This is a genomic window from Arsenicicoccus sp. UBA7492 (genome assembly GCF_002479615.1).
GTDB lineage: Bacteria > Actinomycetota > Actinomycetes > Actinomycetales > Dermatophilaceae > Arsenicicoccus > Arsenicicoccus bolidensis.
Map to the genome: position 1 here is coordinate 38,774 of NZ_DLOE01000022.1, position 12,306 is coordinate 51,079.

Below are 12,306 nucleotides of genomic sequence, written 5' to 3' on the forward strand. Positions count from 1 at the left end.
CGCTCAGGCTCGCCGGTGACCGGGCCACTCGTCGAGGACCCAACCGTCGGCGTCGATGCGCACCCGTGCGGGCACGCCGTGCGGCACGACGTGGTCGGTCGCGAGGTCGTCCAGCACGTTGTGGGACAGCCGCGGCAGGACGAACGACATGATCCACCGGTGGGCCAGCACGAGCACGGACTCCCCACGGTGCTGGTCGGCGATGGACTCCATCGCCTGTCGCGCGCGGCGGACCACCTGGTAGCCGTCCTCGCCCCCCGGGACGGCGGCGCTCAGGTCGCCGGTCGTCCAGGCGTGCATGACGTGCGCCATGACGGGGTTACCCACCTGCTGTCCGGCCAGCTCCCCGACCGCGCGTTCCTCCAGCCCGCCGACCACCTCGTGGGGCACCCCGAGCGCGTCGGAGACGAGTCGCCCGCTCTGCATGGAGCGCGCGAGAGGGCTGCTGTAGACGGCGGAGATGCGCACCGACGGGTCCGCGGCCAGTCGCTCGGCCAGGACGACCATCTGGGTGGCGCCCACGTCCGTGAGCCACCCGCCGTCGTCGGTGAGGAGGCCCGGGTGCGCGTACGCCGCATGGCCGTCGCGGGCGACGAGCAGCGTTGCAGGGCACTGCAGGTCGCTCATGGGCCCTCACTCTAGCCGCGCTGCGAGCCCTCGTGCCTCACGGATGACGTCAACCACCTGGACCATGATGTCGTTGAGCCCGAAGTCCCTGGGCGTGAAGGTCGCGGCCACGCCCAGCTCCCGCAGCCGGCGGGCGTCGGCATCCGGGATGATGCCACCGACCACGACGGGCACGTCCGTCACGCCGGCTTCGCGCAGACCGGTCAGCACCTCGGGGACCAGGGACATGTGCGACCCGGACAGGATGGACAGGCCCACGACGTGCACGTCCTCGGCCACCGCGGCGGCCACGATCTGCTCTGGTGTCAACCGGATGCCCTGGTAGACGACCTCGAACCCCGCGTCACGTGCCCGCACCGCCACCTGCTCGGCGCCGTTGGAGTGCCCGTCCAGCCCCGGCTTGCCCACGAGGAAGCGCAGGTGCGTGCCGAGCTCGTCGCCGGTGCGCCGCACCGCGTCCCGGACGTCGGCCAGCTCACCGCGCCAGTCGGTGACCCCGCTGTCCTCAGCGGTCGACATACGGTCAGGACCGCCCGCCACCGGCGCGGAGGAGACGCCCGTGTGCGCGCGGTACTCGCCGAAGACCTCCCGCAGCGCGTCGGTCCACTCCCCCGTGGTGACGCCGGCCCTGGCGCACTCGATGGACGCGGCCATCAGGTTGGTCGTGGAGGCTGCGTCGGTGCGCAGCCGCTCCAGTGCGTCCCGGGCCGCCGCACGTCGGTCCGGGTCAGCGTCGCGCTCGTCCCGCCAGCGGCGCACCGCCTCGACGGCTCGCTCCTCCACGTCGGGGTCGGCCACGTGGATGGCCGTGTCGAGGTCCGCCGTGAGCGGGCTGGGCTCGGTGCCCTGGAAGCAGTTGACGCCGACGACCTTGTCGACGCCCGCCTCGATGCGCCGCCGGCGCTCGGCGTGCGAGGCGACGAGCGCGGACTTGAGGTAGCCGGACTCCACCGCCTCGATGACGCCACCCATCGCCTCGATCCGAGCCATCTCCTCCTTGGCCCCGGCGACCAGCTCGGCGACCCTGGCCTCGACCACGGTGGAGCCGGCAAAGATGTCCTCGTGCTCGAGCAGGTCCGACTCGTAGGCCAGCACCTGCTGGATGCGCAGGGACCACTGCTGGTCCCAGGGCCGAGGTAGACCGAGGGCCTCGTTCCAGGCCGGCAGCTGCACGGCCCTGGCGCGGGCGTCCTTGGACAGGGTGACGGCGAGCATCTCGAGGACGATGCGCTGCACGTTGTTCTCCGGCTGCGCCTCCGTCAGGCCCAGGCTGTTGACCTGCACGCCGTAGCGGAAGCGGCGCTGCTTGGGGTCCTGCACGCCGTAGCGCTCCTGCGTCAGCTCGTCCCACAGCTGGACGAACGCCCGCATCTTGCACATCTCCTCGACGAAGCGCACGCCGGCGTTGGCGAAGAAGGAGATGCGGCCGACGACGTCGCCCAGGCTCTCCTGAGGCACCTGACCCGCGGCGACGACGGCGTCGAGCACGGCCGTGGCCGTCGACAGGGAGTAGGCGAGCTCCTGCACGGGGGTCGCGCCGGCCTCCTGCAGGTGATAGCTGCAGATGTTGATGGGGTTCCACCGCGGGATCTCGGTGACGGTGAAGGCGATCATGTCGGTGATCAGCCGCAGCGAGGGTCCCGGGCCGAAGACGTGGGTGCCTCGGCTGAGGTACTCCTTGACGATGTCGTTCTGCGTGGTGCCCGCCAGCCTCCGCCGGGTCTCGAGGGGGTCGGCTCCAGCGGCCTCGGCCTGCTCCTCCGCCACGGCGTCGTAGAGCGCGAGCAGCCACATTGCCGTGGCGTTGATGGTCATGGAGGTGTTCATCTCCGCGAGCGGGATGCCGTCGAAGAGCGCGCGCATGTCGCCGACGTGGCTCACCGGGACGCCCACCTTGCCGACCTCGCCGCGCGCGAGCACGTGGTCCGGGTCGTGCCCCGTCTGGGTGGGCAGGTCGAAGGCGACGGACAGACCGGTCTGCCCCTTGGCGAGGTTGGTGCGGTAGAGCGCGTTGCTGGCGGCGGCCGAGGAGTGACCGGCATAGGTCCGCATCACCCACGGTCGGTCCTTGGGGCGCTCGGTCATCTGCTCGTCAGCCATGTCGGCAAACTACCGGCGGGTCAGCCCTGGGCGGGAGGCCTGCCGACGGTGACGGTGGACACAGGTGCGGAGGTCGCACGACGGCGGCGCTGCAGGACCTTGCCCAGACGCATCGCGGCGACCACCCGCTCGAAGCGGTCGGACGGGTCGACGATGACCAGCGTGCGTCCCTCGCGCGCCGCCCTGTGGTGCACGCCGGCCACGAGGGCGAGCGCGGTCGAGTCGTGGATCTCGGCCTCCGCAAGGTCGAGGACCAGCTCACCCTCGCCGAGGACGATGGCCCGGTGCAGCTCCTCGCGCAGCTGGTGGTCGTTGCCGGCGTCCAGTCGACCGGTGACCCGCAGCTCGGCCCCGGGCACGACGACCTCCACCGTCGTCACCGAAGGATGCGTGCGCGCTCTGGCCATGAGGGCCCCCACGTGGCTGACCGGTGCGACCACCAGCAGCCGAGTACTCAAAGTGATGTGTCGTCACCCATTGAACACCTAGGGCGCCCTTCCTCGACAGGGCTGCGTCGGTTCCCGGCCGAGGCCGGCTCAGACGCGCGTGCGACGATGCCGTCATGGTCAACCTCACGCGCATCTACACCCGGACCGGCGACGACGGCACCACCCACCTCGGCGACTTCTCGCGCGCCAGCAAGACCGACCCGCGACTGCAGGCCTACGCGGACAGCAACGAGGCGAACGCGGCCCTGGGGATCGCCGTCGCGGCTGGGTCGCTGCGCGAGGACGTCGTCTCCACCCTCACGCGGATCCAGAACGACCTCTTCGACGTCGGAGCGGACCTGTGCAACCCGCTGCGGAGCGAGACCCCGGAGTACCCGCCCCTGCGGGTCCAGGCGCCGTGGATCAACGAGCTCGAGGCCGACTGCGACCGCTACAACGGCGAGCTCGACAAGCTCCGGTCGTTCATCCTCCCGGGCGGGACGCCCGGATCGGCCTACCTGCACCTCGCGTGCACCGTCGTGAGGAGGGCCGAGCGGAGCACCTGGGCGGCCATCGAGCAGTATGGCGACCAGCCCGCCCCCGAGGGAGCCGACAAAGGCGAGGGCGGCGTCAACGTGCTCACCGCGAAGTACCTGAACCGCCTCTCGGACCTGCTGTTCATCCTCGCCCGCGTCGCGAACCTCGAGGCAGGTGGCGATGTCCTCTGGCAGCCGGGCGGCGGTCGCTCCAGCTGATCGCCCGGTCGCGGCTGAAGGGCTCTGTGGTCGGCGCGCGCCAGGCGATCTCAGGCTGCGCGCGGGGGACGACCGGGTGGCCGCGCCTCCTGCCAGGACCGGACCGCGGTGCAGTCGTCACGCGGCAGAGCCAGGTCGAAGGCCACCTCGCCCTGGGCGCAGCGCATGACGAGCGGGTCGTCGATCAGGGACGGGAACTCCCCACGGGACGGCGTGTGGACGCCCAGCACCTCGACCCCCGCTCGCGGCATCACGTGGCTCGGCACGAGGGACACCCCGGAGAGGGTGAAGAAGAGCAGAGCGTCGGTGTCGTAGCGCGCCAGTCGCAGGCGCCAGGGATCCTCACGCGTGGGACGGACGGCACAGAGGAACATCGGTCCGCCGTCGGAGATCAGGCGTCGACGCACGAAGACCAGCGTCGTGAGCAGGACGAGCAGCAGGAGGGCACCGGCGACCGCGATCTCCGCGACCTCAATGCCCGCCACCGTCGCGACCTAGTGGCGCTCGGCGCGAGGTGCCGCGTCGGTGTCCACGTGCTCCGCGACCAACGTCACCTTGTCGTCGTGCACGGAGAGGAAGCCGGAGTCGATCTGGACGACCTGGCGCCCCTCGCCGGAGGTGATGGAGACCTGGCCCTCGACCAGGACACCCAGCAGCGGTGCGTGGCCCGGCAGGATGCCGAGCTCGCCCTCGGTGGTGCGGGCGGTGACGGCGGAGGCCTCGCCCTCCCAGACCGGACGATCCGCGGAGACGAGTTGGACCTGCAGTGGCACGGAAGGCTCCTCCACCCTCGGGGACGATTCGTCTCATGCTACAAGCCCGGACGAGGAGCCACGGACCGCGCCGAAAGGGCGAAATCCATGATGGTGTCCGTTGCGTGGTGACTAGTCCGAAAGAATGGTGAAATGTGACTAGATGTCGATCTAGTGCTTACACATTGCGTCATTTCCGACTACCACGAGGCACCTAGTTCCGCACATGGAGTGGGCTTCGACAAGGGGCTGCCGTCAGGCGAGCACGCTGGGTAACCTGGACGCTGAATGCCAAGACCAGCCAGGGATGCGGCTCGCGCGAGTCGGCCCTGGGTGGTGCCAGCACCTCTGGGGGGAGACGACCATGACCGCGAACGACAGACCGCCACTGGTCTCCGTCGTCGTACCGACGTACAAGCGGACCGCGATGCTGCGCGAGGCCCTGGGGTCGGTCCTCGGACAGACCCTGCGGGACCTGGAGGTCATCGTCTGCGACAACGCCGACGACCCCGAGACCCGCGAGGTGGTGGCCTCGTTCGACGACGACCGCATCACCTACGTCGGCCGTCCGGAGAACATCGGGATGATGGCGAACGCGATCGACGGCTTCCGCCGGGCCACCGGCGAGCTGGTGATCAAGCTCGACGACGACGACGCCTTCGAGCCGGATGCGCTCGAGACGCTCGCGGCACCCTTCGCGGACCGGCCCGAGCTGACCGCGTCGTTCTGCGACCTCCAGCTCGTGGACGTCGCAGGGCATGAGCTGGCCGAGGCGACCACCACCTTGCAGCACGACACCCACCGAGAGTCCTTGCCTGAGGGGTTGCACACACCGTTCAGCGCGATCGCGGCCCAGGGCGCCGTGACCTTGGCCGGGGCACTGCTCCGGCGCTCAGCCATCGACTGGGATGCCGTTCCTGCGCAGGCGGGAACGTCGTACGATCTTTTCCTTGTGGTGTCGGCTGCCGAGGACGCAGCGTCGAGCTGGTATGTGCGGCGCCCACTGGTGCGTTACCGGATCCACGGCGCCAACGACAGCGTCAAGAACGTCGTCCCGAGCCTGGAGGCATCCCAGTGGATCCTTCGTGAGGCCATGGCATCGGGTCGGCACGGTGACGCGGACGTCTTCCGCCAGCGGATGGCTCAGGACGATGCCAGGTTGGCGCGCGAGTATCTGCTGCTGGGCGACGGACGCCGCGCCCGGAGGTCGGCTCTGGATAGCCTCCGCGTGCGCCCGACGCCGGCCGCGATCTCGGTCGCGCTGCTCAGCATGCTCCCCTTGGGGATGGGCACGCGCGTGAGCCGACGGCGCCGAGAGGCCTACGTCGTGGCCGCCGGGCGGCGGGTCGACGCGGCCACTGCACCAACGACCGACCACTGATACCACCAACGACAGCACCACGACGGTCCGACCGTCCCTCTGAAGGAGTCTCGTGACCACAGCACACCCCCAGACCACCCCGTCCTCCCCACTCTCGGCGCTCGCCAAGCGGTGGTGGCTCGCGGTGGCCCTCCCGCTCGCGCTCGCCGTCGTGGGCTACATGTTCGGTGCCGCCAAGGCGCCGATGTACACCGCCGAGGCGCGGACCTCCGTCGGTAGCGGAAACATCTCCGCGGGGGCGATCGCGGGCTTCCCCCAGGCTACCCAGCAGATGGCCGCCAACTACGCGCGCTGGGTCAACGACCGCGGCGTCGAGGGCAAGGGTGACATCCCCGCCGGCACCGAGGTCACAGCCTCCCCCGTCCCGGACTCCAACGTGATCCGCATCGAGGCCAAGAGCCCGGACCGGGAAGCTGCCGTCCAGTCGGCACAGAAGGCTGCCGACGACCTCGCTGAGGCGGTCAACTCCAAGAAGGGTGAGAGCGACCCCGCCGTCACGCTCCAGCAGCTGAACAAGGTCGCTTCTGACTGGGGTCAAGCCAAGGCTGCAAGCGACTCGGCGAGCACTACCGCCAATCGCGCCATCGGCGCCGATCGTCCGGCGGCCACCATCGCGGCAGCTCAGCGGCGCGCTGCGGAAACGGCGGCAAGGTCGGCCGTCCTGCAGGCGCAGATGGACGCTCTGTCGGAGAAGTACCGTCAGCAGATCTCCCAGGGGTCCCAGTCCGCCAACCTGATTGTCGTCAAGCCAGCGGCCCTCGCAGACTCCACCAAGGCCGCCAACCAGCAGCGCTACGCCCTCGCGGGCCTCGTTCTCGGCCTGGGTCTTGCCCTGCTGCTCGCGATCCTGCTGGACCGTCGTCGTGTGCGTTCGCACAACCACCGGATGGCGCGGGCCGAGGGATCGCACGTGGCGAAGACCACTGACGACGCGCGGTCTGACATCCGGTCGTGACGACGACTACAAGCACCCACCCGGCGCTGGAGCCGCCCCCTCCTGCGGGAGCACCGCCGGAACGGATACCTGCATACGTCTGGCTCTTCCTTGGGTCGACGGCACTCAACGTATTCTCGGGCAACAGCGGCTTGATGGGTTTCCCCGTCCCGCCCGACCGCGTGTTGCTCCTGGGATCGCTGATGCTGCTGGCGCTTGAGCCTCGTCGCGACCGGGTGCGGGGCGTGCCCGTCTACGTCGTCATGGCAATCTTGACTCTGTGGACTGCGTGGTCGGCGCTGACCGTGGGCACCCTGACGACTGCGAACGGGTCCTATGCACTGCTGGACCGCATCATGGTGCCGTTCCTGATGTTCGCGGTGGGCGGACTGATCTTCTCCAGCACCCGTCGCCGTGACCTTCTGCTGCAAACGCTGACGGTCGTCGGGCTCTACCTCGGAGTGGTGTCCGTCCTCTCCATGGTCGGACCCCAGCGACTTGTCTTCCCGCGCTACATCATGGACTACCTCGCCAACAGTCCCATGGCTAAGAACGACCCGCGCGCTGTTGGTCCCTTCCTCTCGAGCGAGGCCAATGGGATGGCGTTGGCCTTGTGCGCGTTCGCGGCCGCCCTGCTATGGATTCGCACACGCAATGCTGGGTGGCGAGCCCTGGTGCTCATCACCATCCCAGCTAGCACCGCGGGCCTGATCCTGACGCTGACGCGATCGTCCTGGTTGGCAGCGGTGCTCGGGGTCGTTCTCGTTGGTCTGTTCGTTCCAGGGGCCAGGCGTTGGCTCGCCCTCGTGGCAGTGCTCGGCACGGCGGCCCTGGGCGCGATCCTGGTGGCTGTGCCGAGCTTGATGGAACTGGCCACGGGGCGCCTGACCACTTCTCGCTCCCTCTACGACCGGGCCAACACCTATGAAGCAGGCTGGAGGGCACTCGCGGAGCAACCCCTGTTCGGTATCGGCTGGAGTCGCTTTATCGACATCGGCACAGAATGGGTGCGGCAAGCACCCGACTACCCGATCACGACGGTCACTATCGAGATCCACAACGTCTTCCTGTCGCGAGCCGTTGAAACCGGCATCCCCGGCGCCCTCTTGTGGATCGCTATCGTCGTGATGGGGCCGCTCACGATACTCTGGCGCGCACGACGCAGCCGGGGGGAACTCCGACTGTGGTGGCTCTTCCTGTTGTTCGCGCTGGTGGTGTGGTTCGTCCCCAGCATGACGAGCCCTAACCCCTACCCCTTCCCGAACTACTTGATGTGGCTCATCGCCGGCATTGCTGGGCGGACGGTGCTGGTGCACAACCTGACGACCAAGACCGGCGATGACGGCATCGAGCGACGACGGGTCCTGGAGGATTCATGATTCCCATCGCGAAGGAAATCGTTCGCTACGTGCGCGGCACTGCTCTGCCCTTGCAGCGCCTCCGCCTAGCCAACCCCAACGCCCGACTGACTCGGGGCGTGCTGTTCGACGGCCGCGTGGAAGACGTGACCCTGAAGGACCGGGTGCACGTGGCTGGCCCCAGTGTCCTGTCGGTCTCCAACGGCGGCGGGCTCGAGGGCGCTCGACTCGAGATAGGTGCTAGAACCTACGTGGGCGAGTTCAACAACATTCGCTGCGCAGGTGCGCCAATCGTCATCGGTCCTGATTGCCTTGTGTCGCAACAGTGCACGCTAGTAGGATCCAACCACGGCATGAGAGCTGGCCAACTGGTCAGGGACCAACCCTGGCACGGTGATGGCATCGTCATCGGAAGCGACGTCTGGATCGGAGCCGGCGCCACAATCCTGCCGGGGGCGCGGATCGGAGACGGCGCAGTCATCGCTTCCCGCTCGGTCGTTCGAGGTGAGGTGCCTGCCCTGGCCATCATGGCTGGCGCGCCCGCGCGTCAGGTGAGCACGAGGACAAACAACAACTGACCAGCTGACTACTATGACGGTGGGGCCACGAGGAGATCCTCGTGGCCCCACCGTCTTGCTAGCTCCATCGCTGAGTCGTCGTCATGACCCCGGCTTGCCGTATTCCTGCTGAATGACCTGCACCTTGTCCCAAGGAAATCCCTCCAGCTGCTTGTAGTTGGGCACGCCTCCCAGAATCGGCCCCCACGGGTCCTTCCCTGTTTTGGCCTGCTGTGCTTGTCCGCTCTCGGCAATGACTGCGACAGCATGTGCGGTGTCCACCACGATGAATCCGTGCTTCTGAGCTGCCTTGGCTATTGCCTTGGCCAGCGGGGTCATCTGAAGGGCGTCAACGTTCACCGAGGGGTCCAAGCGCAACCTTGCCCCTTCAGGGATGGCGTTCGGATTGCTGGAGTTTCCGTCACTGCGATTCGCCGGGTACCAAATTCGACTGTGGTGGCCGGTCTCGATGAGGTTGAGGGCCATGGCGTGCTCGATCTTGCCGGACGCAGCCTCCTTCAGCGTCACCATCGAGCCAGTTGTCACGAGCCCAGACGCACTTGCACCGTATGGGGAATCAAAGAACCCTGGTGACTTTGAGACGTTATCGATACGTCCACCCCAGCAGGCCTCCCACTTGTTCGGGTTCTTGGCCTGCTTGCGCAAGACCCAGAACTCCCATAACTGGTCCGTAGTGGGGTCATAGAGGGTCAGGGTTGAGTCGGTTCCTGCAGCGGGTATCGCCCCTGCCGGGATAGGTACCTGCTTGAACATTGCCGGTCCATCCATCAGCCCCTCGGGAACGCCAGGTTTGTTCTGGCAGTTGAAGAACTCCAGATCAACTCGGGGTGTCTTACTGTCCACGACGTAGTAGCTGGGGTTGTACCGATCGTTGTTGAATGCCGCGATCCCGCCCCAGTGAGGCGTGATCTGGTTGCGAAGATTCTGCAGCATGGCTGCAGAGTTGGGGTGGGTCGGAGCCGTGCTCACGTCCACTTTGAAAACATTGGTGCCAGCGTTAAATATCTGGCTGGGGGGCGTATCCGCCGCCTTGGGATCAGGGACCGGGGTTGCGGAATATCCCGGGGTCGCCATGACCGTGGGTAGAGTGGGTGCATTGGAACTTGGCTTGGCTTGGGTTGTCGAAGGCTTAGGTCCGCCACCCTCCGACTGGCAAGCAGCCGAAGCCAGGACTCCCAGCGTCAGAGTCGCAGCCATCCATGCACGCTTGTCCCTCTGGGTATTTACCATTTCGCCTCCCCCTTGCCTCCCGCCACTCTACGAGCGGGAATGCCTACGTAGCTGCTGTCGGGTTCCGTGCTCGTAAGGAGGACGGCATTCGCCCCCACCTGGGTGCCGTCCCCGAGCACAATCGGTCCCAGAATCTTGCTGCCGGCGCCCAGCATCGCACGATCCCCAATCTCGGGTGCGCCGTTTGCGTCCCGGACACCCACCGTCACCTGGTGATAGATCTTGACATCGGCGCCGATGCGGGTTTCAGGGTGGAGGACCACCCCTCGCCCTGCGTGTGCCAAGCACAAGCTGGGGCCCGCAACGACCTGAGGGGGCAGCTCCGCCCCGATGACCCCACGCACCCACAGGCCGTCCGCCAACTGGCAGAGGCGCCTGAGAACGAAGGCCCGGACGCCGGGGACGCCACTCAGAACCTGCCCAGCACGCCAAACCGCCAGCGTCAGAATGCTCCCAGGCTGGTCGTTGACTTTTCGGTCGGACGCGCACAGACGTCGAAAGGCCTCTGCCGCGCCAGACAGGTCCTTGTCTGCAAGGTCGTGCTTCACGCTTTCACCTTCCCAGTCGAATTCGTCCGCTGACCAAACGACCGACCATCGAGCGGAGTTCCGCTGGGCCGATCACGAGCACTGCGTACACGCAGGCGGCCGGAGCCGCGGCCAAGCCGCAGAGGAGCAACGCAAAGGGGCCCGTCGGGACGACGTTGCCGACGAGCATCTGTGCGCCATAGACGCAGAGATAGGAGATCGATGCGGCCAGTGCTGCGACGTCGTAGGGAATCTGACGCCAAGGTGATGGCGCTCGATGCGGCAGCGATCGCCTCATCATCACCGTCAGGGCGATGGACGCGACCAGCTGAGCCACGACCGTCGCGACGATCGTCCCGACGACCCCATAAGGAATGACGAGCAGAAGGGTCAGACTGAGGTTGAGTCCGGTGGCGATGAGGCCGTACTTCAGCTCAAGGTCTGAGCGGCCCACCGCCAAGCACCACAGAATCTGGATGATGCCGATCAGGTAGAAGAGGTGCCCCACCAAAAGTACGGCGCTTACCAAACCTGGAAGCGAGGAGCCCATCTTGACCCAGTGCGCGACCCCGTAGTAGGCAGCGGGCGCGCCGACAGCGACCCAGCCGACCACACCAAGCACCCACAGCCTCTGGATCCGCGCAAAGTCAGCGACAGCTGCCGCCTCGCCCTTTCCACCCACCGAACGGCCCAGCATGGCCTGAACGGGACTGAAGGCGTTCATGGGGACCATGCGCAGTTGCTGGGCGAAGTTGGCCCCAGGTCCAAACTGGGGCTGCTGCACGGCTGCGAACTTGGAGACGATGAGCATGTCACCCTGGAGGGACACCATGTCCAGGAGGCTGGAGAACTGCACCTTCCAGGAGTATCCGAAGAACTCCTTCAGGTCGGGCCGGGCCAGCAGCCCGACCCCAGACCTTGACAGATGTTTGAGAGCCGCAGGGATGATCGCCAGGGTCGCCATCAGCTGCTGAACGATGAACGTCAGGGCGATGCCCTTGAGCCCATGGTTGCCTTCGATGGTCCAGACCAACCCGATGACGTAGATGACGTGCCCTGCCAAGCCGGTCGTGGTGGTGATGGCGAACTTGTGCTCGGCAAAGAGCACGTAGGCGAACAGGCCACGGATCTGGGCCATGGCCACCAGCACCACCATCGTGCGCAGCAGGAAGGCTGCCCCTTCGGGGTCCGGGCGCGTGACGGGGAAGAAGTCGATGATCGCGGGGGTGGCGAGGAAGAAGAAGCCGAAGACCACCGTCGTCGTTCCCAGAACGATGGTGAGCAGCGTGACCAGCAGCCGTGTGGTCGCCGCCGCGTCCGCCCTGCCTGCGTAGAGGGTGAAGTACCGGCTCGCGCTAGGCCCGATGCCCCCGTCGAAGCTCGACATGAAGAGCTGAATCGTGTTGATGAGTAGGAAGATTCCGTAGATCTCCGCACCCAGGCCCTCGATGATGTAGGGGGTCAGCGCCAGGTTGATGATGAGGGGCAGGAACTGCCCCAGCGCCTGCCACGTGGTGCCCTTCAGCAGCGTCTTGAGCATCCCTCCGCCGACGGTGTCGCCTTCCGCCATCAGCGGAGGCGCTCGTTGGTCAGAGCGTCAGAAGGAGTGCAGGCCATGCCTTCCATCATAGGGAGT

The 12,306-nt window shown here is 67.2% G+C and carries 13 protein-coding genes; 5 read left to right on the forward strand and 8 right to left on the reverse strand.

Features of this window, described 5'->3' with window-relative positions; all coding sequences use genetic code 11:
• Window positions 1-3: 3 nt before the first annotated feature.
• The 3 genes from B4E97_RS05565 to B4E97_RS05575 all read right to left on the reverse strand — a co-directional run bounded on the left by B4E97_RS05565 (window position 4) and on the right by B4E97_RS05575 (window position 3,107).
• The gene (locus B4E97_RS05565; protein WP_286958996.1) at window positions 4-627 is read right to left on the reverse strand and encodes a histidine phosphatase family protein; all 624 of its coding nucleotides are present in this window, start codon (window positions 625-627) and stop codon (window positions 4-6) included.
• A gap of 6 nt (window positions 628-633) precedes the next feature.
• Window positions 634-2,679, reverse strand: coding sequence for a protein meaA (locus tag B4E97_RS05570; protein ID WP_286959070.1), 2,046 nt, complete (start codon window positions 2,677-2,679; stop codon window positions 634-636).
• 68 nt (window positions 2,680-2,747) lie between these two features.
• Window positions 2,748-3,107, reverse strand: a complete 360-nt coding sequence (locus B4E97_RS05575) for an STAS domain-containing protein (protein WP_286955299.1) — start codon at window positions 3,105-3,107, stop codon at window positions 2,748-2,750.
• Window positions 3,108-3,289: 182 nt separating this feature from the next.
• On the opposite strand from B4E97_RS05575, the gene B4E97_RS05580 reads away from it, so the two are divergent.
• Complete coding sequence (locus B4E97_RS05580) at window positions 3,290-3,910, forward strand: cob(I)yrinic acid a,c-diamide adenosyltransferase (protein WP_286958997.1); 621 nt, start codon at window positions 3,290-3,292, stop codon at window positions 3,908-3,910.
• Window positions 3,911-3,960: 50 nt separating this feature from the next.
• On the opposite strand, the gene B4E97_RS05585 is transcribed toward B4E97_RS05580, so the two are convergent.
• Window positions 3,961-4,395, reverse strand: a complete 435-nt coding sequence (locus tag B4E97_RS05585) for a DUF2550 family protein (RefSeq protein ID WP_286958998.1) — start codon at window positions 4,393-4,395, stop codon at window positions 3,961-3,963.
• Between the two features lie 9 nt (window positions 4,396-4,404).
• Window positions 4,405-4,683, reverse strand: coding sequence for a F0F1 ATP synthase subunit epsilon (locus B4E97_RS05590; RefSeq protein ID WP_019285651.1), 279 nt, complete (start codon window positions 4,681-4,683; stop codon window positions 4,405-4,407).
• 343 nt (window positions 4,684-5,026) lie between these two features.
• On the opposite strand from B4E97_RS05590, the gene B4E97_RS05595 reads away from it, so the two are divergent.
• The 4 genes from B4E97_RS05595 (at window position 5,027) to B4E97_RS05610 (ending at window position 8,913) form a co-directional block, all read left to right on the forward strand.
• Window positions 5,027-6,043 carry a glycosyltransferase family 2 protein gene (locus B4E97_RS05595; protein ID WP_286958999.1) on the forward strand — a complete coding sequence of 339 codons (1,017 nt, stop codon included), beginning with the start codon at window positions 5,027-5,029 and terminating at the stop codon, window positions 6,041-6,043.
• Window positions 6,044-6,095: 52 nt separating this feature from the next.
• Complete coding sequence (locus B4E97_RS05600) at window positions 6,096-6,998, forward strand: hypothetical protein (protein ID WP_286959000.1); 903 nt, start codon at window positions 6,096-6,098, stop codon at window positions 6,996-6,998.
• A 134-nt stretch (window positions 6,999-7,132) separates the two neighbouring features.
• Window positions 7,133-8,356 carry an O-antigen ligase family protein gene (locus B4E97_RS05605; RefSeq protein WP_286959001.1) on the forward strand — a complete coding sequence of 408 codons (1,224 nt, stop codon included), beginning with the start codon at window positions 7,133-7,135 and terminating at the stop codon, window positions 8,354-8,356.
• Window positions 8,353-8,913, forward strand: coding sequence for an acyltransferase (locus B4E97_RS05610; protein WP_286959002.1), 561 nt, complete (start codon window positions 8,353-8,355; stop codon window positions 8,911-8,913). Before B4E97_RS05605 ends, B4E97_RS05610 begins: the two co-directional genes overlap by 4 nt.
• Before the next feature lie 81 nt (window positions 8,914-8,994).
• Here the strand turns inward: B4E97_RS05610 and B4E97_RS05615 are convergent, their stop codons facing one another.
• The 3 genes from B4E97_RS05615 to B4E97_RS05620 form a co-directional block, all read right to left on the reverse strand.
• A complete protein-coding gene (locus B4E97_RS05615) occupies window positions 8,995-9,987 on the reverse strand; it encodes a hypothetical protein (protein WP_286959003.1) in 993 nt (330 codons plus the stop codon).
• Window positions 9,988-10,136: 149 nt separating this feature from the next.
• The gene (locus tag B4E97_RS19110; RefSeq protein ID WP_414632786.1) at window positions 10,137-10,691 is read right to left on the reverse strand and encodes a serine O-acetyltransferase; all 555 of its coding nucleotides are present in this window, start codon (window positions 10,689-10,691) and stop codon (window positions 10,137-10,139) included.
• Window positions 10,692-10,695: 4 nt separating this feature from the next.
• Window positions 10,696-12,240 carry a lipopolysaccharide biosynthesis protein gene (locus tag B4E97_RS05620; RefSeq protein ID WP_286959004.1) on the reverse strand — a complete coding sequence of 515 codons (1,545 nt, stop codon included), beginning with the start codon at window positions 12,238-12,240 and terminating at the stop codon, window positions 10,696-10,698.
• Window positions 12,241-12,306: the final 66 nt, after the last annotated feature.

Bases quoted from the DNA above. Each gene is read 5' to 3' on its own strand.
- B4E97_RS05565 (WP_286958996.1), bottom strand. From the start codon at position 627: ATGAGCGACCTGCAGTGCCCTGCAACGCTGCTCGTCGCCCGCGACGGC.
- B4E97_RS05570 (WP_286959070.1), bottom strand. From the start codon at position 2,679: ATGCGGACCTATGCCGGTCACTCCTCGGCCGCCGCCAGCAACGCGCTC.
- B4E97_RS05580 (WP_286958997.1), top strand. From the start codon at position 3,290: ATGGTCAACCTCACGCGCATCTACACCCGGACCGGCGACGACGGCACC.
- B4E97_RS05595 (WP_286958999.1), top strand. From the start codon at position 5,027: ATGACCGCGAACGACAGACCGCCACTGGTCTCCGTCGTCGTACCGACG.
- B4E97_RS05605 (WP_286959001.1), top strand. From the start codon at position 7,133: ATGGGTTTCCCCGTCCCGCCCGACCGCGTGTTGCTCCTGGGATCGCTG.
- B4E97_RS05610 (WP_286959002.1), top strand. From the start codon at position 8,353: ATGATTCCCATCGCGAAGGAAATCGTTCGCTACGTGCGCGGCACTGCT.
- B4E97_RS05615 (WP_286959003.1), bottom strand. From the start codon at position 9,987: ATGGCGACCCCGGGATATTCCGCAACCCCGGTCCCTGATCCCAAGGCG.
- B4E97_RS05620 (WP_286959004.1), bottom strand. From the start codon at position 12,240: ATGGCGGAAGGCGACACCGTCGGCGGAGGGATGCTCAAGACGCTGCTG.